This is a genomic window from Plantactinospora sp. WMMB782, assembly GCF_049179135.1.
Taxonomy (GTDB): Bacteria; Actinomycetota; Actinomycetes; order Mycobacteriales; family Micromonosporaceae; genus Plantactinospora.
The window spans coordinates 2,095,226-2,119,755 of record NZ_JBMHMC010000007.1 but is presented as its reverse complement, the minus strand read 5'-3'; the positions used below and the strand labels follow the sequence as shown (position 1 = coordinate 2,119,755).

The window sequence follows — 24,530 nt, the reverse complement described above, 5'->3', positions numbered from 1 at the left end:
AAACAGTTCGTATCTCCGTCTGTCGCGGCCGCCACTCCGGGTCGTTGCCGGTTGGCGGGCCGGAGGCGCAATCATGGGCGGATGACCGAGCAGCCCGTGGAGCAGCGGCCGTTGATGATCAGTGACCCGCAGGTGATGCGGGCGCTCGCCCATCCGGCCCGGCTGGAGATCATGGAGCACCTCAGCACCACCGGGGCGGCGGTCACCGCCACCGAGTGCGCGGAGATCGTCGGGCTCTCACCCAGCGCGGTCAGTTACCACCTGCGGGAGCTGGCGAAGTTCGGCCTGGTCGAGCAGGCGCCGAGCCGGGGCGACGCCCGCGAGCGACTCTGGCGCAGCAGCGTCGGCGCCTGGGGCGTCGAGGTCGGCCAGGACGCGCCGCCGGAGGCGCGGGCCGCCCAGGAGACCCTGATCGAGGTGTACGTCGCCCGCGACACCGAGCGGATCCGGCAGTGGGCCCGGCGGTTCGCCGAGGAACCGAAGGAATGGTACGAGGCCGCCCAGTACGGCGGTGTGACGTTGATGCTCACCGCCGAGGAGTTGACCGAGCTCAACGGCAGGATCCGGGAGCTGATGCGGCCGTACCGGCGCCGCGAGCGGGTCGATCCGCCCGAGGGCTCCCGCCCGGTGGTGGTGCACTTCGCGGCGCTGCCGATGGAGTGACCCGACCCGAGCCGGTCGATTCCCGTCGAGGGTTGCGTACGGCAGTTGTGAAGGATTACTTTCGAAGTATGTCCTTCACAACTGCCGGTCCCGCCGTACCCGCCGACGGGCCGCCGGACGGCTCCCGCTGGTCGGACGTCTACCTCGCCGCCGGGTCGCGGGCCGTGTCGAGCTGCGGGGACTTCCTGGCCGCGACCGTGCTGGCCCTCGCCCTGCAGTCGGCCGGGGCCGGTGGTCTGGCGGTCGCCGGGGTGCTGCTCGCCGCGGCGCTGCCGCTGGTGCTGCTCGCCCCGCTGACCGGACGACTGGCCGACCGGGTGGACAGCCGTACCCTGCTGGTCTGCGCCGGTGCGGGTCAGGCCGCCCTCTGCGTCGCGCTCGCCTTCGCCGGGAGCACGGTCGTGATCATGCTGCTCGCCGCGTTGCTCGCCTGCGGGCTCGCGGTGACCCAGCCGACCCTGGCCGCCCTGTTGCCCGAGATGGTGCGCCGGGTCGACCTGCCCCGGGCCAGCGCGGTCAACCAGACCGCCGGCTCGGTCGGCATCCTGCTCGCGCCGGCCCTGGCCGGGCTGCTGGTCGGCCACCTCGGCACCCGGGTACCACTGCTGATCGACGCCGGCAGCTATCTCGCGCTGGTCGTGGCCGGGCTGCTGCTGCGTACCCGACGGGGTGGCCGGCGGGCGACGACCGCCACCGGCGGGACCTCGTCGGCACCCACGGCACCGGCCTGGCGGCTGCGCCGGGACCCGCTGCTGGCCACGATGGTGCTCGCGGTCGCCGCGACGGTGGCCGGGGTGGGCGCGGTCAACGTGATCGAGGTCTTCTTCGTACGCGAGACCCTGCACGCCTCGACCACGATGTTCGGCCTGGTCAGCGCGGCCTGGACCGCCGGCATGCTGGGCGGCGCCTGGCTGCTGGCCGGCGCCGCCCGGTGGGCCCGGGACGACGGCGCACTGGTCCAGGGCGTGCTGGTCATGCTCGGCGGGGCCTGCCTGCTGGTCGCGTTCGGCGCCGCCGTTCCGGCCGCCGGCTGGCTGGTCCTGCTCTGGCTGGTCGGCGGCATCGCCAACGGCGGGCTGAACGTCTTCGGCAACCTGGTCATGGTCAACCGGGTGCCGCCCCAGGCGCGCGGTCGGGCCTTCGCCGTCCAGGGCGCCGCGATCCAGGGTGCCGGGATCCTCGGCTACCTGGCCGGCGGCCTCCTGCTGACCGGCTTCCCGCCCCGTCCGCTGGTCGCGGCGACCGGGCTGGCCGGACTGGCCGTGGTCGGCGTGGTGACTCCGGTGGTGCTCCGGGCCACCCGGCGGGAGCGGACCGCCGCACGCGAGCGGGCCGCATCGCCGGAGCAGGCCGGGGCGCGGGAGCGGGCGACCCTTCCCGCGCCGACCTGAGCCCCCGGGTGAGGTAGTGCCGCCCGCGACCGCCGCTTTGCGCAGATGCCGGATCAGCCGCCGTTGGACGGTCGGTAGGTGGGGGCTGGGTGGACGATCCGGGTCGGGGCGGATATCGCGTCGACCGCGGCCAGGAAGGTGGGGCCCATGGCGGCTCGTGCCTGGACGGCCGGATGGGTCGAACCGAAGTTGTCGGGATCCGCCTGGCCGTCGGAGAACATGACGTAGGTCAGCACCGGGGCGCCGGCGGCACTGAAGATGATTCCGGCCTCGTGTCGGGCGTCAGCGAACCAGCCGGCCTTCGTCGCGATCCTGGCCCGGCCGTCTGACGACATGGTGCGCCGGATGCCGTCGGTGAACGCGATGGGGGAACGCAACGCGGTGAGCATGAAGTTGGTGGACGCGGAGGAGAGCAGCGCACCGGAGACGAGCGCCTGCAACATGCGGTGGGTCTCCCGTGCGGTACTGGTGCCGAGATAGAACCGGTTCGGATTTGCCACCGGTTCGACCTGCGTATTCGGGAAGCCTTTGTCGACGAGGATCTGGTTGAGTTCGGCGGCGGGGCAGACGAGCCCGCAGAGGCGTACGGCGGTGTCGTCGGAAACCGTCAGGAGCGCGGCCAGCACGTGGCCCAAGGTGACCGAACTGGGATATGCGTTGTCCAGACTGAAGATCCCGTCCCCGCCGGGTACGACGATCGCGGCGGTGACGTCGACCCGCCGGTCCAGGGTGAGCAGGCCCCGGTCCACCTTGTCGAGCACGGCGGTGGCCACCGCGATCTTGTTGACGCTGTACGCCTCGACCACCGTGTCGATGTTCTCCATCACCACGCCCTGACCGGTCGGGCCGGGGCCGGAGATCGTGATGTACGAATACCAGTTGCCGCCCGCCTTCGCCCGTTCCGAGCGGTACTTCTCCCCCACCGACTGCCGGGGTGATCCTATGCCGGCTTCGCCCGCGCGCACCGTGCTCGGCGACGCACCGGCGGGCCGGCCTGTCATTCCGAGTACCGCACCCGCCGTGGCCACTGTGCCGATGCCCAAGGCGGTCCGGCGACTCACTTCGCTTGCCAATCTTTCTTCCTCCGTTCGATGGCGCGGGACATTTCCATCGGGCCCGGTCGAGCAACCCGACTCCACACTGGCCGCGGAATTGTGTGCCGACAAGTTCCGGTTCGGCATGATCGTCATAACCTCGACGCATGGCGGCTCGGCTGGGTGACATAGGAATTTCGTCCCCGACGGACGGAACCGGTGGCGCTGCGGGAGCGGGGGGCACGCTGCGTCCTGGGCCACTTCCGCCCGGGTCGGCCGAGCGGCCCGTCGAACCGGCGGTTACGGTCGGATCATGACCGAGCTGCGGCGACCCCGGGTAGGGCATATCCAGTTCCTCAACTGTCTGCCGATCTACTGGGGGCTGATGCGCAGCGGCGCGCTCATCGACGTCGAACTGCACAAGGACTCACCGGAGCGGCTCAGCGCCGCACTGGTCGCCGGTGATCTCGACATCGGCCCGATCACCCTTGTCGAATACCTCAAGCACGCCGACGAGCTGCTGCTGCTCCCCGATCTCGCGGTCGGCAGCGACGGCCCGGTGCTCTCGGTCAACATCGTCTCCACCCGCCCGCTGGCCGAGCTGGACGGGACCAGGGTCGCCCTCGGGTCCACCTCCCGGACCGGGGTGCTGCTCGCCCGGATGCTGCTCGCCCAGCAGTACGGCGTCGACCCGGAGTACTTCACCTGCCCGCCCGACCTGACCACCATGCTGCTGGAGGCCGAGGCCGGGGTGCTGATCGGGGACGTGGCGCTGCGCGCCCTCTACGAGGCGCCCGGCCGGGGGCTCTCGGTGACCGACCTCGGGCAGGCCTGGCGGGAGTGGACCGGGCTGCCGATGGTCTTCGCCGTCTGGGCGGTACGCCGGGACTTCGCGGCCAGCCACCCCGGCCAGGTCAAGGAGGTGCACCAGGCGTTCCTGCGCTCCCGTGACCTCTGCCTGGCCGAGCTGGACGAGGTCGCCGAGTCGGCCGCCCGGTGGGAGCCGTTCGACGCGGCGACCCTGGCCAGCTACTTCCGGACCCTGGACTTCTCGCTCGGCGAGCGCCAGGTGGCGGGGCTGCGCGAGTTCGCCCGCCGCGCCGTCGACCTGGCCGGCCTGCCGGCCCTACCCGCCGACGGACCGGTCTTCTTCTCCGCCTGAGCGGCTCGGGCCGGGGCCCGGGGCTCAGGTGGCGGCGTCCGAAGCCTCCCGGAGCTGACGGGCGACGTCCTCGCAGATCTCGGCGCCGTACCCGTAGCCGAGGTTGATCGCGTACCGGGTCTCCACCGCCATCGTCCAGCCGTCGCCGATGGCCAGGCAGTTCACCGTGTACTTCTGCTCGCGCTGCCGGTCCACCCAGCCGTTCTTGATCGCGATCGTCTTCTGCTCGGCGGCCGGGAACGCCTTGCGGATGCCGAAGTTGCCACCGCCGCGCACCTTTCGCATCTCGTCGAGCAGCCACTTCGTCCACTTCGGGCCGGCGGCCCGGCCGTCGGCGATGCAGGCGCCCAGCCGGGCGGCGTCCCGGGCCGAGAGCGCGGTGCGGCTCCACCCGCCGTCGGCGGCCGGGCTGCTGTCGGTCAGGTCGCAGATGCTGATCAGCCGCTTGATCGACGCCGTACCGCCGTTGACCTCATAGAGGGTCTGCGCGGCGGTGTTGTCGCTGTCCCGGATCATGATCGAGACCTGGTTCATCCGGGTGTCGCTCGGGGTGTCGCCCTGCTCGGCGGCCCGGCGCAGGAAGTCCGCCCCGATCCACGCCTTGATCATCGAGGCGGTCGGGTTGGTCTCGTCCATGTTGGCCGAGCCGGAGATCTCGCCGGTCCGGGTGTCCATCAGCGCCCAGTTCCACCAGCCGGCCTTGTCGATCTTCACCCTGGCCGGCGCCACCGGCAGCGGCGGCAGCTCGGGGCTGGGTGTCGGGGTGGGCGTCGAGCGGTCCCGGCCCGGGGCGGTGGCCGACGAGCCGGCCGGACTGTTCGGCTCACCCCACTTGGCGGCGGCGGTACTCGCGAACGGCGAGCCCGGCATCAGCCGCAGTCCGACCAGCACCAGCGCCAGCAGCACCCCGGCGATCAGGGTCAGCCGCAACATCGTCGACCGGTTGGACCGGGACCGCCGCTCGGCGGCGCGTTCCTCGGCGCCCATCAGGACCTCGCCGTCAGCGGCACGGGCACCCGGAGCACGGCGCCGGGCTGCGTGGTGGTCAGCTGGCTGGCCACGCTGGCGCAGACGTCGGCGCCGTAGTCGAGGCCCTTGCGGCCGGAGTATCGCGTCATTACCGAGAGCACCCACTTGTCGGTGATGGCCAGGCAGTTCAGGTGCCACTTGCCGTCCGCGAAGATCAACGTCCAGCCGTTCTTGATCGCGACCGGGCCCTGCGCGAGGATCCCCTCGGAGAGCCCGTCGATGATGCCCCAGCGGCCGCCGCCCTGCTTGGCCTTCTGGTCCTTCGCGGCGGTGCTGCCGCGCACCTTGGTCATCTCGTCCAGCACCCACTCGGTCCACTTCGGTCCGGCGGCGGTGCCGTCCTTGACGCACTCTCCCATCCGCACCGCGTCCCGGGGGGACATCGCGGTGTAACTCCACCAAACGCCCCTCTCGCCTGGCGGCACCACCTTGCGGGTGTCGGTGAGCCCGCACATCTTGACCAGGCGGTCCAGGGTGCTCGTGCCGCCAGCGGCCTTGTACAGGGCGTTCGTGGCGTCGTCGTTGCTGTCCCGGATCGCCGTGCTGGCCGCCTTCAACAACGACGGCGGCGGCTGCCTGCCGCCGAGCCGGCGCAGGTAGTCGGAGACGATCCAGACCTTGATCATCGACTCGGTCGAGTTGGTCGCGGTCATGTTCTTCGAGCCCGAGATCGTGCCGCTCTCCCGGTCCAGCAGTGCCCAGCCGAAGAAGCCGTCCACCCCCTTCACCGTCACCGGTGCGGCGGCCAGGGTCGGCGCGGGTGGCGCGGACGGCTCGATCCCGACCGGTGCCTCCCCGGACGGGGAGGGGCCGCCGGAATCGACAAGCCGGGCGTACGCGGCGGGTACGAGCAGCAGGCCGCCAAGCACGACTGTCGTGATGGCGAGCACCAGGGCCACGCGGGGACGCATGAGGATGGGGCTCCAAGGGTGAAGGCCGGGGGGCCGCTGTGTCCGGGGCGCTGTGCGGTTGATCTCGGCGGTGCCTCCGCCAGCCCCACACCGGCGGTCTGCTCCGCGCCCGACATGCCGGGGGAAGCGGCAGTACGGGAACGGGGAAAGTTTACGTGGCTCGGTCCAATCCGCCAGATGGCGAAGCCCGGCGGTTCGTCGATCGCGACCGGAATTAGCATGTTATGTGGTAATAGATGCGGAATTTTTACCTAGCTGTGACCAGCGTCATTCACCCATCAGTGCGACATTTGGTGCCGTAGGCCGAGCCAGGAACGAGCCGGTTCCGGCGCGGTTCCGAGCGGCATTTCTGTTACACATCTTGGTTACTCGCTAGTTGAGCTGTAACACTTGGTCCGTGTACGGACATGACTTCCCGGTCCCGGACGACGGACCCGCCGGCGACCTGCTCGATCAGGTCGAGGCGGCCGAGGCGGCGCTGCGGGTGGCCGCCGACCGTGGCCGTCCCGGGGGTGGCACGGGCACCGGCAGCGACCCGCAGGACTACTTCACCGACCTGATCGAGGCGGACCAGAAGATCGAGCCCCGGGACTGGATGCCGGAGGCGTACCGGAAGACCCTGATCCGGCAGATCGCCCAGCACGCCCACTCCGAGATAATCGGGATGCAGCCGGAGGGGAACTGGATCAGCCGGGCACCCTCGCTCAAGCGCAAGGCGATCCTGCTGGCCAAGGTGCAGGACGAGGCCGGGCACGGGCTCTACCTCTACGCCGCCGCCGAGACCCTCGGGGTGACCCGGGACGAACTTGTCGAGCTGCTGCTCGCCGGCCGGCAGAAGTACAGTTCGATCTTCAACTACCCGACGCTGACCTGGGCCGACGTCGGCGCGATCGGCTGGCTGGTGGACGGCGCCGCGATCGTCAACCAGGTCCCGCTGTGCCGCTGCTCGTACGGGCCGTACGCGCGGGCCATGATCCGGATCTGCAAGGAGGAGTCCTTCCACCAGCGGCAGGGCTACGAGATCCTGCACACCCTGGCGGGCGGCACCCCGGAGCAGCACGCGATGGCCCAGGACGCGGTGGACCGCTGGTGGTACCCGTCGCTGGCGATGTTCGGCCCGCCGGACGGCGACTCGACGCACTCCCGGCAGTCGATGGCCTGGAAGATCAAGCGGTTCTCCAACGACGAGCTGCGGCAGCGCTTCGTCGACATGTGCGTGCAGCAGGCCGGCGTGCTCGGCCTCACCCTGCCCGACCCCGACCTGCGGTGGAACTCCTCCCGGCAGGCACACGACTACACCCAGCCGGACTACGCCGAGCTGATGCGGGTGATCTCCGGCGACGGGCCGTGCAACCGGCAGCGGATAACGCACCGCCGCCGCGCCGACGCCGACGGCGCCTGGGTACGCGAGGCCGCCGCCGCGTACGCCGCCAAGCGGAGCGCCGAGCAGGCAACCGGGCGTACGGCGGTGCCGGCGTGACCGCCCCACGGCAGGACAGCCGGGCCGGCTGGCCGCTCTGGGAGGTCTTCGTCCGGGCCCGGCGCGGGCTGTCGCACACCCACGTCGGCAGCCTGCACGCCCCGGATGCCGAGCTGGCGCTGCACAACGCCCGGGACCTCTACACCCGGCGGCAGGAGGGCGTCTCCATCTGGGTCGTCCCGGCCGGGGCGATCACCGCGTCCAGCCCGGACGAGAAGGACGCCTTCTTCGAGCCGGCCGCCGACAAGGTCTACCGGCACCCGACGTTCTACCCGGTACCGGACGGGGCGGCGCACCTGTGAACACTCCCGAGGCGTCAGCCGGCACGACCGTCGACCACCTGCTCGGGCTCGGCGACGACGCACTGGTCGCCGCGCAGCGGCTCGGCGAGTGGGTCACCGCCGCACCGGAGCTGGAGGAGGACGTCGCGCTGGCCAACATCGCCCTGGACCAGCTCGGCGCCGCCCGGCTGCTGCTCGGCTACGCCGGTGAGCTGGAGGGGGCCGGCCGGGACGAGGACGCGCTGGCGTACCTGCGCTCCGACCGGGAGTACCGCAACTGCCTGCTTGTCGAGCTGCCGAACGGCGACTTCGCGTTCACCATGGCGAAGCTGCTCTTCCTGTCGGCCTACCAGTTGCCGCTCTACACCGCGCTGAGCGGCTGCGCCGACGAGCGGCTGGCCGCCGTCGCGGGCAAGGCCCGCAAGGAGGTGGCCTACCACCTCGACCACGCCAGCCTCTGGACGGTACGCCTCGGCGACGGCACCGAGGAGTCGCACCGGCGGATGCAGGCGGCCGTGGACGAGCTGTGGCCGTACACCGTCGAGCTGTTCAGCACCGACCCGGCCGCGCCGGTCGACCCGGCCGGGCTGCGTCCGGACTTCCTCGCCGCCGTCGACCCGGTGCTGGCCACCGCGACGCTCGATCGTCCCGCCGACGGCTGGGGGCCGACCGGCGGCCGGACCGGACTGCACACCGAGCACCTCTCCTACCTGCTCGCCGAGATGCAGGTGCTGCACCGCGCACACCCGGGAGCCCGCTGGTGAGCGCCGCCGACCCGCGCGCGGCTGCCGCCGCGGTGCTCGACCCCGAGCTGCGGGTGCTGACCATCGAGGACCTCGGCGTGCTGCGGGACGTCACCGAGGACGCGTCGACCGGCCGGGTCACCGTGACCATCACCCCGACCTACACCGGCTGCCCGGCGATGGACGTGATCCGGGCCGACATCCGGGCCGCGCTGGCCGCCGCCGGGCATCCGGAGGCCGAGGTCGTCACGGTCCTCGCCCCGGCCTGGACCACCGACTGGATCTCCGAGGCCGGCCGGGCCAAGCTGGCCGCCGCCGGCATCGCCCCGCCGGGCCCGGCCGGGCGGCGCCCGGTCCCGGTCACCCTGGGCGTCCGCTGTCCGCACTGCGGCGCTGTGGACACCGAGCAGGTCAGCCGGTTCGGCTCCACCGCATGCAAGTCGCTGTGGCGGTGCCGGGCCTGCCGGGAACCCTTCGACCACCTGAGGGCGTTTTGAGCGTAACCGTCAACCGGCCGGTCCGGCGCCGGCCGGTCTTCCACCCGCTGCCGGTCCGGGCCGTCGACCGGCTCACCTCCGACGCCGTCGCGGTCACCTTCGAGGTACCGGTCGAGCTGCGGGAGACCTTCGCCTTCCGGGCCGGCCAGCACCTCACGGTACGACGCTCCGCAGTGGACGGTGTCGAGGTGCGGCGGTCGTACTCGATCTGCTCCACGCCGGCGGAACTCGCCGGCACCGGGCGGCTCCGGATCGGGGTACGGGAGGTGCCGGGCGGCGCCTTCTCCAGCTTCGCGGTCGGCGCGCTGCGGGCCGGCGACACCGTGCAGGTGCTGCCGCCGCTGGGACACTTCGGCAGCGCGTTCGCCCCGGACCGGGTCCGGCACTACGCGGCGGTGGTGGCCGGCTCCGGGATCACCCCGGTGCTCTCGCTCGTCGCGACCGCGCTCGCCGTCGAACCGGCCAGCACCTTCACCGTCGTGTACGGCAACCGGCACGGCCGCACCGTGATGTTCGTGGAGGAGCTGGCCGACCTGAAGGACCGCTGGCCGGAGCGGCTGCACCTGGTGCACGTGCTGTCCCGGGAACCGGGCGAGTCACCGCTGCTCTCCGGTCGGATCGACGCCGACCGGCTCGGCCGGCTGCTCGACACCGTCGTGCCGGCCGAGCGGATCGACGAGTGGTTCCTCTGCGGCCCCTACGGGATGGTCCTCGACGCGCGGCAGGTGCTGACCGGGCGGGGGGTGCCGGAGCGGGCCGTACACGCCGAGTTGTTCCACGTGGACGCGCCGCCCGCGCCGCCGGTCCGGCCGGCCGCTGCGGCGGAGGGCACCGGAACCGAGGTGACGATCCGGCTGGACGGCCGGGCGTCGAGTTTCCGGATGGGCCGGGACGAGCGGGTCCTCGACGCGGCCCTGCGGGTCCGCAGCGAGCTGCCGTACGCCTGCAAGGGTGGCGTCTGCTCGACCTGCCGGGCGAGGGTGGTCTCGGGTGAGGTGTCGATGGCCCGCAACTATGCCCTGGAGCCGGACGAGGTGGCCGCCGGGTACGTGCTGACCTGCCAGGCCAGCCCGGTGACCGACAGTCTGGTGGTCGACTACGACGGCTGAGTGGGCGGGCGGGGTCATGCCGGCCGGAGAGACTGTCGAGCTGCCCCGTCCGTGCGCCCGCTGCCGGATGCCCTGACGGTCCTCCGGTCGGGTCAGCTCGGCACCGGATGCCCTGACGGTCCTCCGGTCGGGTCAGCTCGGCACCGGATGCTCGGTGGAGCCGGGTAGCAGCACCGACAGCACCCGGCGGTGCGTGCGGAAACCGGTGTCGTCGTAGAGCCGGCGGGCCGGGTTGCGGTCCGCCACCGAGAGTCCGAGGGCCGGCAGCCCTGCCCCGCGGGTGCCGTGCAGGGCGTGCACCAGCAGGGCCCGGCCGAGGCCGTTGCCCTGGGCGTGCGGCGCCACCGCGATGTTGAGGATCCAGCCGCAGACGTCGTCGGTCCACGGCACCGGGCCGGCGCAGAGCACGTGGCCGGCGCTGCGCCCGTCCGGACCCAGCACCCGGGCCGAGGCGGTCCGCAGCGGCGGGACGGGGTCGTCGCTGTCGAACATCGCCCGGATCTGCCGGGTGTCGTCGGCCTGCCACCGCCCGTCCGGATGATCCGGGCCGTACGCCGCGTCGCACGCCCGCGCCAGGTCGTCGTCCCAGCCCGGAGCGGCCAGCGTCCAGCCGGTGGGCAGCGTCGGTGGCATCGGCAGCCCGGTCAGGTCGTGCCGCAGCTCGGTGGCGGCGCGGCGCAGTTCGAGCCCGCCCGCCACCAGGGCACCGACCAGCCCGTCGTCCGGCGTCTCCAGGCGCAGTCCGGCGAGGTCGTGCCGGGCCTGGGCGGCGACGGCGGACGGCGCCACCCCGGGCCACGGCCGCACGTCGGCGGCGACGCGTTGGCCGTCGTCGTCGTGCAGGCGCATCCGGGCGAGCGGGGTGCCGTCGTCGGCGCAGAGCACCGAGTCGGCGGGGGCGTCGACGTCTGGGCGTACCGGCATCGGAGCACCGTAGTTCCGGCGGCCGGCGGTCGGCCACCTGATAACGGTCCCGCTTCCAGGGGTGGATCCCGGTCTACCGGGCGAGGCCCCGTTCCACCAGGAGGCGCTGGAACTCCCGGCGGCCCGCCTCGTCCGTGCCGTCCTTCGGCAGCATCAACATGTGGGTACGCCCGGGGCGGACGAGCCACATCTCCGGCGTCTCCTGCACGCGTCGGACGGTCGACCAGGCGATCTCGGCGGAGACGTCCGCGGACCTGCTGGACAGCGTTTCCGCGGTGACCGTGACGGTCGAGGGTGAGTCGAGGAGCCAGCCCTGCATCCGGACCGACAGCCAGGGCAGGCTCAGGCCCAGCCCCAGCAGGACGAGGCCGAGCACGACGAACACCACACCCAGCGGATCGGCCGGATCGAGCACCGCCACCGTGATGCCGTTCGACATGACGACCAAGCCGCCGACCCAGACGATGGTCCCGTACGGCCGCATCGCCCGTCGGGTTGCCCGGACCCAGCGTCTGCGATCCGGGGACACCTGGAAGACGATCTGCACCGCTACCTCCGAACTGGCTGCTGGCCTGCGATCCGGGCACACACCGGGTCACCTGGGCGTATGAAGAATTTTTGCGCAGGGAGTTGCTGGATTGAAATATTTATACTAGTAACGGGATATGAGAAGTCTGGACCTGCGCCGTACCCCCGTCAACGTCGCACTGGCGTCCGTGGCCGCGCTCGGGATGCTGGCGGCGGTCCTGCCCGTCCCGTCCGCGACGGCCGCCGCCGCGCCCGCACCGGACAGGTCCGCCGCCGCCGACCCGTTCCCGGCGTACACCCGGTTCAACATCCCGGCCGACGACGGGACCCGGGACCGGACCATCGAGGACGAGCTGGTCCGGCTCGCCGACGGCGCACCGGCCGGCGGCTACATCCGGGGCATCATGTACAGCTGGTCCTCCCCGGTGGTGGCCGAGGCACTGAAGCGGGCGGCGGGCCGGGGCGTGATCGTCCGGGTCGTACTGGACGAGACCGGCGGCGGGGTGAACACCGGCGCCGACAACGCCGCGATGGCGGTACTCCGCTCGGCCAACCTCGACGACCTGGTGATCTGCGGCAAGACCTCGTCCACGGTGGCCGGCTCGACCGCCTGCATCGGCAACAAGAGCAACTCGATCAACCACAACAAGGTCTTCACCTTCTCCACCAGCGGCAGCATGAAGCGGGTCGTCCTCGTCAGCTCGCAGAACCTCACCTTCACCCAGAACAACCTCTTCAACAGCGCCCTGGTCGTGCACGAGGACTACGACCTGTACGACCACTTCACGGCGTACTTCAACGACATGCGGGCGCAGCGGAAGAACAACGACTACTTCAACGCCGCCAACGGCTACTACAAGTCGCCGAACACGGCGGTCACGGTCTACCACTCGCCCCGGGCCGACAGCGACACCCTGGCGAACCGGCTGGCCGAGGTGGACGCCTACGCCAGCGGCTGCACGGTGGACGTGGCGCACGCCCAGTTCACCGACGCCCGCCCGCAGGTCGCCACCCAGTTGCGCCGGATCGGCCGGATGGGTTGCCGGGTCCGGGTCGTGTACGGCTCGATGGGCAGCACCGCGTACGCCACGCTGAACGGGCAGCCGAACGTCTCGCTGAAGAAGTACCACGACGCCGAGGCGAGCAACTACGACGGCCGGCTGGTGAGCGTGCACTCCAAGAACATCATCATCCGGGGCACCTTCGCCGGGGTGGCCGGGCGTTCCGTCGTCTTCACCGGCTCGCACAACGTCACCGACCCGGCGCTGACCGACCACGACGAGACGCTGGTGAAGATCGAGCACCCGACGGTCTGGAACGACTTCCACGCCAACTTCGAGACACTGTGGAGCCGGGCCAAGTGCGTCAACCCGGACAACGGCAGCTGCGCGACCTGAGCATCCCGGCGACCGTGGCGTCGACGTAGCGGAGGTGGTGGGTGGCGGCGGACGCCGGATGTTCCGCCGACCGGGCGAGGGCTACTGGGTGGAGGCGGTGCGGTGCCGTGCCAGGGCGAGGGCGGTGTGCAGCAGGTCGGCGTACCGGTCCGGGTCGGCGGCGTACGCCTGGCGGGCGAGCGGGACCGCCTCCGCGCAGGCGGCCCGGGCGTCCGAGACCAGGCCGACCCGGCCGGCGATGACGCCGAGCACCAGTAGCCGGCCGGCCAGCACCGAGCGGAACCGCTCGGGGTCATCCGCGACCAGCCGCCGGGTGACCTCGACCGCCTCCCGCTGGACCGCCAGCGCCTCGGTGTGGTGCCCGGCCAGCCTCCGCAGCCGCTGGCCCAGCTCGGCCAGGGTCGCCCCGAGCGGCTCGTCGCCGTCGACCGCCCGGCGGTAGAGCGCGACCGCCTCGCGCAGCGGCGGTACCGCCTCGGCGTCCCGGTCGAGCAGCTGGAGCTGGTGCGCCAGCACGATCAGCGCGGCGGCCAGACCCCGCTCGTGCCGTACCCCGTGCTCGGCGACGAGCCGCCGGAACCCGGCCGTCGCCCGCCGGGCGGTCTTCAGGCCCCGGTCCGGCCGGCCGACCTCGCCCTGCCAGTAGGACATCTTCTGCAGCAGTTCCGCGTACTGCGGCCGGCGGCCGGGCCGGCTCCAGCGCATGGCGCGCAGCGGCCAGCGCAGGCCGGACGCCACCGAGAGCGCCTCGGCGTACCGGCCGGCGCCGCCGAGCACGAGGGCGAGCGCGTACCGGGTCCAGAAGATCGACGTCATGTTGCCGAGCGGTGCCCGCAGGTAGCACCGCACGGCCTGCTGGAAGGCGTCGGCCGCTTCCGGGTACCTGCGCTGGGCGGCCAGCTCGACGCCGCGCCCGCGCAACACCTCGGCCCGTACCGCCACGTCGGCGCCGCCCCGGCGGGGTACCGCCGCCAGCAGCCCTCGGCGCAGCCGTGCCCAGTGCCGGCGCGGCCGTACCCAGCGGTTGTCCGTGCTCACATCCCCGATCGTGCGTGCGGCGCGCAAGCCGGGCGGGCGTACCCTCGGGGTTGTGACGGCGAGCCGGGAAATCGACAGCATCCTGCAGCGCGGCGCGGACGGCGGGCGGATCACGCCCGAGGAGGCGCTGCTGCTCTACACCGACGCGCCGCTGCACCCGCTGGGTGAGGCGGCCGACGCGGTGCGGCGGCGGCGCTATCCGGACAACGTCGTGACATACCTGATCGACCGCAACATCAACTACACGAACGTCTGCGTGACGGCGTGCAAGTTCTGCGCCTTCTACCGGGCGCCGAAGCACCGGGAGGGCTGGACGCACCCGACCGAGGAGATCCTGCGCCGCTGCGCCGAGGCGGTCGAGCTGGGCGCCACCCAGGTGATGCTGCAGGGCGGCCACCACCCCGACTACGGCGTGGAGTACTACGAGGAGCTCTTCTCCTCGGTCAAGCGGGCGTACCCGCAGCTCGCGATCCACTCGATCGGGCCGAGCGAGATCCTGCACATGGCGAAGGTCTCCGGGGTCAGCCTGGACGAGGCGATCAGCCGGATCAAGGCGGCCGGGCTGGACTCGATCGCCGGTGCCGGCGCCGAGATGCTGCCGGAACGGCCACGCCGGGCGATCGCCCCGCTGAAGGAGTCCGGCGCACGCTGGCTGGAGGTGATGGAACTCGCACACCGGCAGGGCGTGGAGTCCACCGCCACAATGATGATGGGCACCGGGGAGACGAACGCGGAACGGATCGAGCACATGCGGCTGATCCGCGACGTGCAGGACCGTACCGGCGGCTTCCGGTCCTTCATCCCGTGGACCTACCAGCCGGAGAACAACCACCTCAAGGGCCGCACCCAGGCGACCACCCTGGAATACCTGCGGCTGGTCGCGGTGGCCCGGCTCTTCTTCGATACCGTGCCGCACCTCCAGGCCTCCTGGCTGACCACCGGCAAGGAGGCCGGGCAGCTCGCCCTGCACATGGGGGTGGACGACCTCGGCTCGATCATGCTGGAGGAGAACGTCATCTCCTCGGCCGGCGCCCGGCACCGGTCGAACCTGCACGGGCTGATCTGGATGATCCGGTCCGCCGGCCGGATCCCCGCGCAGCGGGACACCCTCTACCGGCACCTGGCGGTGCACCGCACCCCGGCCGACGACCCGACCGACGACCGGGTGGTGTCGCACTTCTCCTCGATCGCCTTGCCGGGCGGCGGTGCGGGCCGGAGTCTTCCGCTCGTCGACGCCCGCTGACCACCCGCTGAACCACCCTCGTCCATTCGGTCAGCACCGGCTGGGCGAGGGGCCGGTCCTTGGCTCCGATCCGCCGGCAGAACGTCGAGCTTGCCGGATAAATGGCATCTGACCAGGACATTCTTGGAAGCCGACCGGATTCGGGCGGTCATAACGGTTGGATCAAGGGGAGCGCGACCGGGCCCGTCCGGACGATAACGTGCCGGCACAGGTAACCCGTTGGTCGTCGTGGACGGGCCGGCCCGCTGGGCCGGGACGCGGCGCAGCGGCGTCGTCCTCTATCGGTCCATGAGGGCCGTTCACATAACGCACGGCATCGCGGGCGAGGTGGTCGACCACCTCGCCCGCGGTGTGTCCCGGGTCGGCATACCGCAGCCCCCGCACCTGCCCCGGACCGCGCGGTCCGGCCGGTGGCTGGCAGACTACTGCGGCGTGACCCGTACCCCGTCCGGCCGCCGGGCCAGCCTGGACAAGCAGCCGCACGAGGTGGCGGCGATGTTCGACGAGGTGGCCTCCCGCTACGACCTGACCAACACCGTGATCTCGTTCGGCCAGGACCGGCGGTGGCGCCGGGCCACCCTGGCCGCGCTCGAACCGCACCCCGGTGACCGGGTACTCGACGTGGGTGCCGGCACCGGCGTCTCCACCGCCGCACTGGCCACCTCCGGGGCGTACGCGGTGGGGCTGGACCTCTCCGTCGGGATGCTCCGGGCCGGCCGGCGGAGCCGCCCCGAGGTGCCGCTGCTGGCCGGCGACGCGCTCCGGCTGCCGTTCCCGGACGAGACCTTCGACGCGGTCACCATCTCGCTGGCGCTGCGCAACGTGGTGGACTCCGAGGCGGCGCTCCGGGAGATGGCCCGGGTGACCCGGCCGGGCGGCCGGCTGGTGGTCTGCGAGTTCAGCACGCCGACCAACCCGGTCTTCCGGACCGTCTACCTCTCCTACCTGATGCGGTCGCTGCCGGCGGTGGCGAGGACGGTGGCGAGCAACCCGGACGCGTACGTCTATCTGGCCGAGTCGATCCGGGCCTGGCCGGACCAGGCCGGGCTGGCCGCCCGGATCGGTCGCTCGGGATGGCACGGGGTCGCCTGGCGGAACCTGACCGGCGGGGTCGTCGCGCTGCACCGCGCGGTACGTGACTGACACCCTGTTTCATGCGTGTTTAGTCGGGTTTGATGCTCGAAGGGGCTTTCCAGGCCGTAGGCTGCGCCCATGGCGGGGGCAGACCGGCAGGTCGACGGCGAGGAGCAGCCGGCCGAGAAGACACCGGGGGCCGGAGGCCCGCCGGCCGCGCGACGCCGGATCGGAGACGCTCGGAACGGAGACGCTCGGAACGGAGACGACCGGGGCGAGGGCGCTCGGAACGGCGACGATCCGGCGCGCGACGCCGTCGATCCGGAGGCCGAGGCGGCCGAGTTGATCGCCCAGCTCCGGGAACTCGCCGGTCCCGACCCGGCGGCGATCCGCACGGTGGTCGCCGACGTCCTGGCCGCGCTCGACCGGGTCAGCGGCGGCACGCTGCGCGAACAACTGCCGTACGAGCACGAGCGCGCCCCGGACAGCGTCCTGGCACCGCCGCCCGGAAACTATCGGCTGGATCGTCCGCCGGGTAACGGCGCCCGGCCGGAGAACGGCGGCCTGCCGACCTCGGGCGACGGGGAGCCGGTGGAACCGCATCCGGTCGACCCGAACCCGCCGGGGCCGCATCCGGCCCGGCCGGGACCGGGGGAGCCGCAGCCCGGCTGGCCCGGCCCGGCCGACCCCCAGCCAACCGCGCCCGACCCGGCGCAGCCACGGCCCGCCGACCCGCACCCGGTGCAGCCACGTCCGACCGATCCGCATCCGGCCGAACCCGGGCCGGTCACCCCGGGGCCGATCGAGCGCCGCCCGACCCAGCGCAGCGGCGAGGACCGGAGCTGATTTCCGGCCCCGGAATCGGGGCGGAACACGTAGCTGACACCCCTACCTCGGCAACTTAGGTTCACCTAACCGGTTGCCGGCCTCCTCGCGGTCTTAGACTCCTCCCCGGACGAGGCTTGTGAAGCATTTCACGAGCGACCGGGAGGGGAGGCGCGGATGAGCACGCTCGACAGCGACGCGGACGTCATCGTCGTCGGCGCCGGTCCGGGTGGATCGACAACCGCCTATCACCTGGCCCGACACGGCGTACGCGTGCTGCTGCTGGAGAAGACCGAGTTCCCCCGGGAGAAGGTCTGCGGCGACGGGCTGACCCCCCGGGCCGTGAAGCAACTCGTCAAGCTCGGCGTCGACACCTCACCCGAGGCGGGCTGGCTGCGCAACCGGGGCCTGCGGGTGATCGGCGGCGGCGTACGACTCGAACTCGACTGGCCCGACCTGGCCAGCTTCCCCAACTACGGACTGGTGCGCACCCGGCTCGACTTCGACGACCTGCTGGCGAAGCGGGCGGTCGAGGCCGGCGCCGAGCTGCGTACCGGGATGAACGTCACCGGCCCGGTGCTCGACGGCGACGGCCGGGTGGTCGGGGTGACCGCCGAGAGCGGCCCGGACAAGGCCCCGGCGACGTTCCGGGCCCCGCTGGTGGTGGCCGCCGACGGTGTCTCCGGACGGCTCCCGCTGGCGCTCGGGTTGAACAAGCGGGAGGACCGGCCGATCGGCGTCGCCGTCCGCCGCTACTACCGCTCGCCCGCCAAGCACGACGACGACTACCTGGAGTCGTGGCTGGAGCTGCGCAGCAAGGAGCACCCGGACAAGCTGCTGCCCGGGTACGGCTGGATCTTCGGGATGGGCGACGGCCGGGTCAACGTCGGGCTCGGCGCGCTGAACTCCTCGGCCGCGTTCGGCAAGACCAACTATCGCCGGCTGCTCGTCGACTGGCTCGCCAACACCCCGGAAGACTGGGGGATGACCGACGAGGCCAACGCGGACGGCCCGATCCTCGGCGCCGCCCTGCCGATGGGCTTCAACCGGGTACCGCACTACACCCGGGGCGTACTGCTGGTCGGCGACTCCGGCGGGATGGTCAACCCGTTCAACGGCGAGGGCATCGCGTACGCGATGGAGTCCGGCGAACTCGCCGCCGAGATCATGGTGCAGGCGCTGGCCCGCCCGGTGGGTGCCGAGCGGGAACGCGCGCTGGCCGGCTACCCCGCCGAACTGAAGGCCCGGTACGGCGGCTACTACCGGCTCGGCAACATCTTCGTGAAGATGATCGGCAACCCGCAGGTGATGCGGCTCGCCACCAAGCACGGCATGCCGCACCCGACCCTGATGCGGTTCGTGCTCAAGCTGCTGGCGAACCTCACCGACCCGCGCGGCGGGGACGCGATGGACCGGGTCATCAACGCGATGACGAAGGTGGCTCCGGCCGTGTGAGCCGGCGTCGGCCCCGCTGGAGGGCAGCAGCGGCACCCCGGGCGGCGTCGCCCGGAGGACTGTGAATAGTGTGAATTCGGAAATTGACCGAGGGCCGGGAAGGACGAGCAGGAGAAAACGATGTCGCTCTCGCCGTACGTACCCATCATCGGGCTGTTCGCCCTCGCCGCGGGGTTCGCGCTGTTCTCCGTCGCCGCGGCGCGCTTCGCCGGCCCCCGGCGCTACAACAAAGCCAAGCTCGAGGCGTACGAGTGTGGCATCGAGCCGAGCCCGCAGCCGGTCGGCGGCGGCCGGTTCCCGATCAAGTTCTACCTGACGGCGATGCTCTTCATCGTCTTCGACATCGAGATCATCTTCCTGTACCCCTGGGCGGTCAACTTCGACATGCTCGGGCTGTTCGGCTTCGTGGAGATGGTGCTGTTCATCGTCGCGGTCTTCGTCGCGTACGCCTACGTCTGGCGGCGCGGCGGCCTGGACTGGGACTGAGGGAGGTCGTTCGATGGGTATCGAGGAGAAGCTCCCGTCCGGGATCCTGCTCACCTCGGTCGAGAAGCTGGTCAACTGGTCCCGGAAGTCGTCGTTCTGGGGTGCCACCTTCGGCCTGGCCTGCTGCGCGATCGAGATGATGGCGGCCGGTGGCTCGCACTACGACCTCGGCCGCTGGGGCATGGAGGTGTTCCGCGCCTCGCCGCGGCAGGCCGACCTGATGATCGTGGCCGGCCGGGTCAGCCAGAAGATGGCCCCGGTGCTGCGCCAGATCTACGACCAGATGGCCGAGCCGCGCTGGGTGCTCTCGATGGGCGTCTGCGCCAGCAGCGGCGGCATGTTCAACAACTACGCGATCGTGCAGGGCGTCGACCACGTCGTACCGGTCGACATGTACCTGCCGGGCTGCCCGCCCCGGCCGGAGATGCTCATCGACGCGATCCTCAAGCTGCGCGAGAAGATCGGCCACGAGCCGCTCGGCCCGAACGGCCGCAAGATGCTGGAGGCCCGCCGGGCGCGCGGCGACATGCCGCTGGTGACGCCCGGCTCGATGCCCTCGTCGTACCACAACGACAAGGCGCGGCGGGCCGAGTGGACCCGGGCGGTCGCCGAGGGGCGCGAGGAGCAGCTCCGGATCGAGAACTGGATGAAGGCACAGAACCACCTGGTCGGGGGGTCTGGTCGATGAGCGAGTCAAACGGAAACCCGCCGAACAAGACCAGCGAGCAGCCGGGCGGCGGGGTGCCGGTGGCCCGGCCGCCGATCGGGGCGACCAGCGGTGCGCCGGCCGAGTTCCCGCCGGCCAGCGGGGCCGGACGCGGCATGTTCGGCATCCACGGCAGCGGCGACACCTCCGGTTTCGGCGGACTGGTCCGGCCACGGGTCGACGTGGTCAGCAGCCCCCGGCCGTACGGCGGCTACTTCGACGAGGTCGCCGACGCGCTGGAGGAGGCGTACCCGGGCTTCGCCGACGCGATCGAGAAGGTCGTGGTGGACCGGGGCGAGCTGACCCTGCACGTCCGGCCGGAGCGGATCGCCGAGGTCTGCCAGGTGCTCCGGGACGACCAGGCGCTCCGTTTCGAGCTCTGCTCGTCGGTCTCCGGGGTCGACTACCTCGGCTCCGACGTCCGCCGGCTGCACGTCGTCTACCAGCTCACCTCGATGACCTACCGCCGGCTGATCCGGCTGGAGGTCGCGGTGACCGCCGAGGAGCCCCGGGTGCCGAGCGTCACCTCGGTCTACCCCACGGCGGACTGGCAGGAGCGGGAGACGTACGACATGTTCGGCGTCGTCTTCGACGGCCACCCCGGGATGACCCGGATCCTGATGCCGGACGACTGGGAGGGCCACCCGCAGCGCAAGGACTACCCGCTCGGTGGCGTACCGGTCGAGTACAAGGGCGCCGAGATCCCACCGCCGGACCAGCGGAGGACGTACCAATGAGCACCTCGACGAATCCGAGCTACGCCGAGTCCCGGGAGACCACCGAGGGCCGGGTCTTCACCGTCACCGGTGGCGACTGGGACCAGGTGGTCAGCGGGCACGACCCGATCAACGACGAGCGGCTCATCGTCAACATGGGCCCGCAGCACCCGTCGACGCACGGCGTGCTCCGGCTGATCCTGGAGCTGGAGGGCGAGACCGTCCGGGAGGCCCGGGCGGTGGTCGGCTATCTGCACACCGGGATCGAGAAGAACCTCGAATACCGCAACTGGGTGCAGGGCAGCACGTTCGTGACCCGGATGGACTACCTGTCGCCGCTGTTCAACGAGACGGCGTACAGCCTGGCGGTGGAGAAGCTGCTCGGCATCACCGACGAGGTGACCGAGCGGGCCACCGTGATCCGGGTGCTGATGATGGAGCTGAACCGGATCTCCTCGCACCTGGTCTGGATCGCCACCACCGCGATGGAGTTGGGCGCGGTCAACGTGATGCTCTACGGCTTCCGCGAGCGGGAGTACGTGCTGGAGATCTTCGAGCTGATCACCGGCCTGCGGATGAACATGGCCTACGTCCGGCCGGGCGGGGTCGCCCAGGACGTCCCGGACGAGGCGATCGTCAAGATCCGCGAGTTCCTGAAGCTGCTGCCGAAGCGGCTCAAGGAATACGAGGACATGCTCTCCGGCCAGCCGATCTGGCTGGAGCGGACCAAGGACGTCGGCGTGCTGGACGTGACCGGCTGCGTGGCGCTCGGCGTCACCGGACCGGTGCTCCGCTCGGCGGGCCTGGCCTGGGACATCCGCAAGACCATGCCGTACTGCGGCTACGAGAACTACGAGTTCGACGTGCCGACCACGGAGAGCGCCGACGTCTGGGGCCGCTACCTGGTCCGGATGGCCGAGATGCGCGAGTCGATGAAGATCATCGAGCAGGCGCTCGACAAACTCCGCCCCGGCCCGATCATGGTCGCCGACAAGAAGATCGCCTGGCCGGCGCAGCTCGCCATCGGCGTCGACGGGATGGGCAACTCGCTGGAGCACGTCGCCAAGATCATGGGTCAGTCGATGGAGTCGCTGATCCACCACTTCAAGCTGGTCACCGAGGGCTTCCGGGTGCCTCCGGGCCAGGTCTACGTCGCGATCGAGTCGCCCCGGGGCGAGCTGGGCGTGCACGCGGTCTCCGACGGGGGCACCCGGCCGTACCGGGTGCACTACCGCGAGCCCAGCTTCGTCAACCTCCAGGCGCTGCCGGCGATGGCCGAGGGCGGCCTGATCGCGGACGTGATCGCGGGCGGCGCGTCGCTGGACCCGGTGATGGGTGGGTGTGATCGCTAATGACCGAGAGTTATGGCAGCTCGGCGTCCCGGCTCGACGACCTGGTCGTCGGCTCGGAGGTGCCGGCGCAGCGCAACGGCACCGGCGGCGGCCCGACCCGCAGCGCCGACCTGCACGCGAAGCTCGACGAGCGGGCGGCGGAGATCGTCGCCCGCTACCCGGCCGACCGGTCCCGCTCGGCGCTGCTGCCGCTGCTGCACCTGGTGCAGTCCGAGGAGGGGTACGTCTCCCCGGCCGGCGTGGAGTTCTGCGCCGACGTACTCGGGCTGAACAAGGCGCAGGTCGGCGCGGTGGCCACCTTCTACACCATGTACAAGCGCCGGCCGACCGGCGACTGGCTGGTCAGCGTCTGCACCAACACCATGTGCAACGTGCTCGGTGGGCAGCAGGTCTACGACGCGCTCACCGAGCAGCTCGGGGTCGGGCACGACGAGACCACCGCAGACGGCAGGATCACCCTGGAGCACGCCGAGTGCCTGGCGGCCTGCGACTACGGCCCGGTGATGACCGTCAACTACGACTTCTTCGACCAGGTCGACCCGGACACGGCGGTCGCGCTGGTCAACGAGCTGCGCGCGGGCGGCCGTCCGCAGCCCAGCCGGGGTGGCCGACTCTGCACCCTCAAGGAGATGTCGCTGCAACTCGCCGGCTTCGCCGACCCGCGCGAGGAGGCGGTGGCCGACGGACTGGCCGGCGACCCGACCCTGGCCGGGCTGAGGCTGGCCCAGCAGCACGGCATCTCGGTCGCCGGCTACGACCCGAACACCCCGATCAAGGGCAGCCAGACGGGTGACAAGCCGGCCCCGGCGACCACCCGGCCGGCCGCCGCCACCGGCAGCACCGCGCCGGACGTGAAGTCGCCGGACGACAAGTCGCCGCAGATCCGTACCGCCGAGACCCGGAACCCGGACGCGAAGACCGCCGTACCGGACGCGCCCGGTAGCACCCCGCCGGTCGACGGCGTACCGGCCGGGCCGTCCGACGCGAAGGCCGCCGAGGCGGCCGGCGCCGCCGCCAACGCGCCGGCCAGCGACGCCAAGCCGGCCGGTGACGACGGTACGCAGGCGCAGGAGCGCTCGCTGCGGTCGGCGGAGAGTGAGAAGGAGTCAGACAGGTGACCACGACGCCTCGGCGGGAGACGCTGGAGAAGCTGACCCCGGTGCTCACCAAGCGCTGGCTGTCGCCGGACGCCTGGCGGCTCGACGTCTACGAGCGGCTGGACGGCTACGCGGCGCTGCGCAAGGCGCTCGGCGCGCACCCGGACGACCTGATCCAGCTCGTCAAGGACTCCGGCCTGCGCGGCCGGGGCGGTGCCGGCTTCCCGACCGGACTCAAGTGGGGTTTCATCCCGCAGGGCGACGGCCAGCCGCACTACCTGGTGGTGAACGCCGACGAGGGCGAGCCGGGCACCTGCAAGGACCTGCCGCTGATGACCCACGACCCGCACTCGCTGGTCGAGGGCGTGATCATCGCCTCGTACGCGATCCGGGCCAACCGCGCCTACATCTACATCCGGGGCGAGGCGGTGCACGCGGCCCGCCGGCTGCGCAACGCCGTGCAGGAGGCGTACCGGGCCGGCTACCTCGGGGAGAACATCCTCGGCAGCGGCTTCGACCTGGAGCTGGTGGTGCACAGCGGGGCCGGGGCGTACATCTGCGGCGAGGAGACGGCGCTGCTGGACTCGCTGGAGGGGTTCCGGGGCCAGCCCCGGCTGCGCCCGCCGTTCCCGGCGACGCACGGCCTCTACGCCTGCCCGACCGTGGTCAACAACGTCGGCACCATCGCCAGCGTGCCGTACATCGTGCTGGGCGGGGCGGCCTGGTGGAAGAGCATGGGCACCGAGAAGTCGTCCGGCCCGATGATCTACTCCCTCTCCGGCCGGATCAACAACCCGGGGCAGTACGAGGCCGGCCTCGGCATCACGCTGCGCGAGCTGATTGAGCTGGCCGGCGGCATGCAGCCGGGCCACGAGCTGCGATTCTGGACCCCGGGCGGCTCGTCGACCCCGCTGCTCACCGCCGAGCACCTCGACGTGCCGCTGGACTTCGAGGGGGTGGCGGCGGCCGGCTCGATCCTCGGCACCACCGCGACCCAGATCTTCTCCGACCAGGACTGCCCGGTCTACGCCACCTACCGGTGGCTGGAGTTCTACCACCACGAGTCGTGCGGGAAGTGCACGCCGTGTCGGGAGGGCAACTACTGGATGGTCCGCACCTACCGGCGGATCCTCGCCGGGCAGGGCACCCACGAGGACCTGGACACCCTGCTGGACACCTGCGACAACATCCTCGGCCGCTCGTTCTGCGGCCTCGGTGACGGCGCGACCAGCCCGGTGACCTCCTCGCTGCAGTACTTCAAGCAGGACTACCTCGACTACATCGAGGGCCGGACGGCTCCCAAGCTGTCGGAGAAGACCCTGGTCGGGGCGCACTGATGAGCGCGAGGAGTGAGCTTGCGAGCCCCGTAGCGCGAATGGAAGGCGGCTC

Annotated in this window: 25 protein-coding genes; 19 read left to right on the top strand and 6 right to left on the bottom strand. The window is 71.7% G+C overall.

Going from position 1 to position 24,530, the window contains the following annotated elements:
- Positions 1-81 precede the first annotated feature (81 nt).
- Both ACN28A_RS11730 and ACN28A_RS11725 read left to right on the top strand, forming a co-directional pair.
- Positions 82-663 (top strand): ArsR/SmtB family transcription factor, encoded by a 582-nt coding sequence (locus ACN28A_RS11730; protein WP_421394947.1) that lies wholly within the window; start codon positions 82-84, stop codon positions 661-663.
- A gap of 68 nt (positions 664-731) precedes the next feature.
- Positions 732-2,054, top strand: coding sequence for an MFS transporter (locus ACN28A_RS11725; RefSeq protein WP_421394945.1), 1,323 nt, complete (start codon positions 732-734; stop codon positions 2,052-2,054).
- A 53-nt stretch (positions 2,055-2,107) separates the two neighbouring features.
- Here ACN28A_RS11725 and ACN28A_RS11720 read toward each other — a convergent pair whose 3' ends face one another.
- Complete coding sequence (locus ACN28A_RS11720) at positions 2,108-2,977, bottom strand: serine hydrolase (protein ID WP_421394943.1); 870 nt, start codon at positions 2,975-2,977, stop codon at positions 2,108-2,110.
- A gap of 424 nt (positions 2,978-3,401) precedes the next feature.
- On the opposite strand from ACN28A_RS11720, the gene ACN28A_RS11715 reads away from it, so the two are divergent.
- Positions 3,402-4,250 (top strand): menaquinone biosynthetic enzyme MqnA/MqnD family protein, encoded by an 849-nt coding sequence (locus ACN28A_RS11715; RefSeq protein ID WP_421394942.1) that lies wholly within the window; start codon positions 3,402-3,404, stop codon positions 4,248-4,250.
- A 24-nt stretch (positions 4,251-4,274) separates the two neighbouring features.
- Here ACN28A_RS11715 and ACN28A_RS11710 read toward each other — a convergent pair whose 3' ends face one another.
- Positions 4,275-5,237, bottom strand: coding sequence for a serine hydrolase (locus ACN28A_RS11710; RefSeq protein ID WP_421394940.1), 963 nt, complete (start codon positions 5,235-5,237; stop codon positions 4,275-4,277).
- Positions 5,237-6,190 (bottom strand): serine hydrolase, encoded by a 954-nt coding sequence (locus ACN28A_RS11705; RefSeq protein ID WP_421394938.1) that lies wholly within the window; start codon positions 6,188-6,190, stop codon positions 5,237-5,239. The genes ACN28A_RS11710 and ACN28A_RS11705 overlap by 1 nt, the downstream gene beginning before the upstream one ends.
- Positions 6,191-6,587: 397 nt before the next feature.
- Between ACN28A_RS11705 and paaA the strand changes: the two genes are divergently transcribed.
- Genes paaA through paaE form a run of 5 tightly spaced genes read left to right on the top strand, consistent with a single transcriptional unit; the run spans position 6,588 to position 10,300 of the window.
- Positions 6,588-7,670, top strand: a complete 1,083-nt coding sequence (gene paaA / locus ACN28A_RS11700; protein ID WP_421394935.1) for a 1,2-phenylacetyl-CoA epoxidase subunit PaaA — start codon at positions 6,588-6,590, stop codon at positions 7,668-7,670.
- Positions 7,667-7,972 (top strand): 1,2-phenylacetyl-CoA epoxidase subunit PaaB, encoded by a 306-nt coding sequence (gene paaB, locus ACN28A_RS11695; protein WP_421394933.1) that lies wholly within the window; start codon positions 7,667-7,669, stop codon positions 7,970-7,972. The genes paaA and paaB overlap by 4 nt, the downstream gene beginning before the upstream one ends.
- A complete protein-coding gene (paaC, locus tag ACN28A_RS11690; RefSeq protein WP_421394931.1) occupies positions 7,969-8,715 on the top strand; it encodes a 1,2-phenylacetyl-CoA epoxidase subunit PaaC in 747 nt (248 codons plus the stop codon). The genes paaB and paaC overlap by 4 nt, the downstream gene beginning before the upstream one ends.
- Positions 8,712-9,191, top strand: coding sequence for a 1,2-phenylacetyl-CoA epoxidase subunit PaaD (paaD, locus tag ACN28A_RS11685; RefSeq protein WP_421394930.1), 480 nt, complete (start codon positions 8,712-8,714; stop codon positions 9,189-9,191). The genes paaC and paaD overlap by 4 nt, the downstream gene beginning before the upstream one ends.
- A complete protein-coding gene (gene paaE / locus ACN28A_RS11680) occupies positions 9,188-10,300 on the top strand; it encodes a 1,2-phenylacetyl-CoA epoxidase subunit PaaE (RefSeq protein WP_421394927.1) in 1,113 nt (370 codons plus the stop codon). Before paaD ends, paaE begins: the two co-directional genes overlap by 4 nt.
- A 132-nt stretch (positions 10,301-10,432) precedes the next feature.
- Here paaE and ACN28A_RS11675 read toward each other — a convergent pair whose 3' ends face one another.
- Both ACN28A_RS11675 and ACN28A_RS11670 read right to left on the bottom strand, forming a co-directional pair.
- Complete coding sequence (locus ACN28A_RS11675) at positions 10,433-11,224, bottom strand: GNAT family N-acetyltransferase (protein WP_421394925.1); 792 nt, start codon at positions 11,222-11,224, stop codon at positions 10,433-10,435.
- A gap of 73 nt (positions 11,225-11,297) precedes the next feature.
- A complete protein-coding gene (locus ACN28A_RS11670; protein WP_421394923.1) occupies positions 11,298-11,771 on the bottom strand; it encodes a YcxB family protein in 474 nt (157 codons plus the stop codon).
- Positions 11,772-11,889: 118 nt separating this feature from the next.
- Here ACN28A_RS11670 and ACN28A_RS11665 point away from each other — a divergent pair, with 118 nt between their 5' ends.
- Complete coding sequence (locus ACN28A_RS11665) at positions 11,890-13,149, top strand: phospholipase D-like domain-containing protein (RefSeq protein WP_421394921.1); 1,260 nt, start codon at positions 11,890-11,892, stop codon at positions 13,147-13,149.
- An 81-nt stretch (positions 13,150-13,230) separates the two neighbouring features.
- On the opposite strand, the gene ACN28A_RS11660 is transcribed toward ACN28A_RS11665, so the two are convergent.
- Positions 13,231-14,187: a tetratricopeptide repeat protein gene (locus ACN28A_RS11660; RefSeq protein WP_421394920.1), complete on the bottom strand. Its 957-nt coding sequence runs from the start codon at positions 14,185-14,187 to the stop codon at positions 13,231-13,233.
- Positions 14,188-14,239: 52 nt separating this feature from the next.
- Here ACN28A_RS11660 and mqnC point away from each other — a divergent pair, with 52 nt between their 5' ends.
- The 10 genes from mqnC (at position 14,240) to nuoF (ending at position 24,478) form a co-directional block, all read left to right on the top strand.
- On the top strand, positions 14,240-15,430 hold the full coding sequence (mqnC, locus tag ACN28A_RS11655) for a cyclic dehypoxanthinyl futalosine synthase (RefSeq protein ID WP_421394918.1): 1,191 nt from the start codon (positions 14,240-14,242) through the stop codon (positions 15,428-15,430).
- A 432-nt stretch (positions 15,431-15,862) separates the two neighbouring features.
- On the top strand, positions 15,863-16,573 hold the full coding sequence (locus tag ACN28A_RS11650; protein WP_421404311.1) for a demethylmenaquinone methyltransferase: 711 nt from the start codon (positions 15,863-15,865) through the stop codon (positions 16,571-16,573).
- A gap of 69 nt (positions 16,574-16,642) precedes the next feature.
- Positions 16,643-17,350: a hypothetical protein gene (locus ACN28A_RS11645; protein WP_421394917.1), complete on the top strand. Its 708-nt coding sequence runs from the start codon at positions 16,643-16,645 to the stop codon at positions 17,348-17,350.
- 156 nt (positions 17,351-17,506) lie between these two features.
- On the top strand, positions 17,507-18,784 hold the full coding sequence (locus ACN28A_RS11640) for a geranylgeranyl reductase family protein (RefSeq protein WP_421394915.1): 1,278 nt from the start codon (positions 17,507-17,509) through the stop codon (positions 18,782-18,784).
- Positions 18,785-18,904: 120 nt separating this feature from the next.
- The gene (locus tag ACN28A_RS11635; protein WP_421394913.1) at positions 18,905-19,270 is read left to right on the top strand and encodes an NADH-quinone oxidoreductase subunit A; all 366 of its coding nucleotides are present in this window, start codon (positions 18,905-18,907) and stop codon (positions 19,268-19,270) included.
- A gap of 13 nt (positions 19,271-19,283) precedes the next feature.
- A complete protein-coding gene (locus ACN28A_RS11630) occupies positions 19,284-19,958 on the top strand; it encodes a NuoB/complex I 20 kDa subunit family protein (RefSeq protein WP_421394910.1) in 675 nt (224 codons plus the stop codon).
- A complete protein-coding gene (locus ACN28A_RS11625; RefSeq protein WP_421394908.1) occupies positions 19,955-20,713 on the top strand; it encodes an NADH-quinone oxidoreductase subunit C in 759 nt (252 codons plus the stop codon). Before ACN28A_RS11630 ends, ACN28A_RS11625 begins: the two co-directional genes overlap by 4 nt.
- On the top strand, positions 20,710-22,044 hold the full coding sequence (locus ACN28A_RS11620; protein WP_421394907.1) for an NADH-quinone oxidoreductase subunit D: 1,335 nt from the start codon (positions 20,710-20,712) through the stop codon (positions 22,042-22,044). Before ACN28A_RS11625 ends, ACN28A_RS11620 begins: the two co-directional genes overlap by 4 nt.
- Complete coding sequence (gene nuoE / locus ACN28A_RS11615) at positions 22,044-23,162, top strand: NADH-quinone oxidoreductase subunit NuoE (RefSeq protein WP_421394905.1); 1,119 nt, start codon at positions 22,044-22,046, stop codon at positions 23,160-23,162. The genes ACN28A_RS11620 and nuoE overlap by 1 nt, the downstream gene beginning before the upstream one ends.
- Positions 23,159-24,478, top strand: coding sequence for an NADH-quinone oxidoreductase subunit NuoF (nuoF, locus tag ACN28A_RS11610; RefSeq protein ID WP_421394903.1), 1,320 nt, complete (start codon positions 23,159-23,161; stop codon positions 24,476-24,478). The genes nuoE and nuoF overlap by 4 nt, the downstream gene beginning before the upstream one ends.
- The last annotated feature ends 52 nt before the right edge of the window (positions 24,479-24,530 follow it).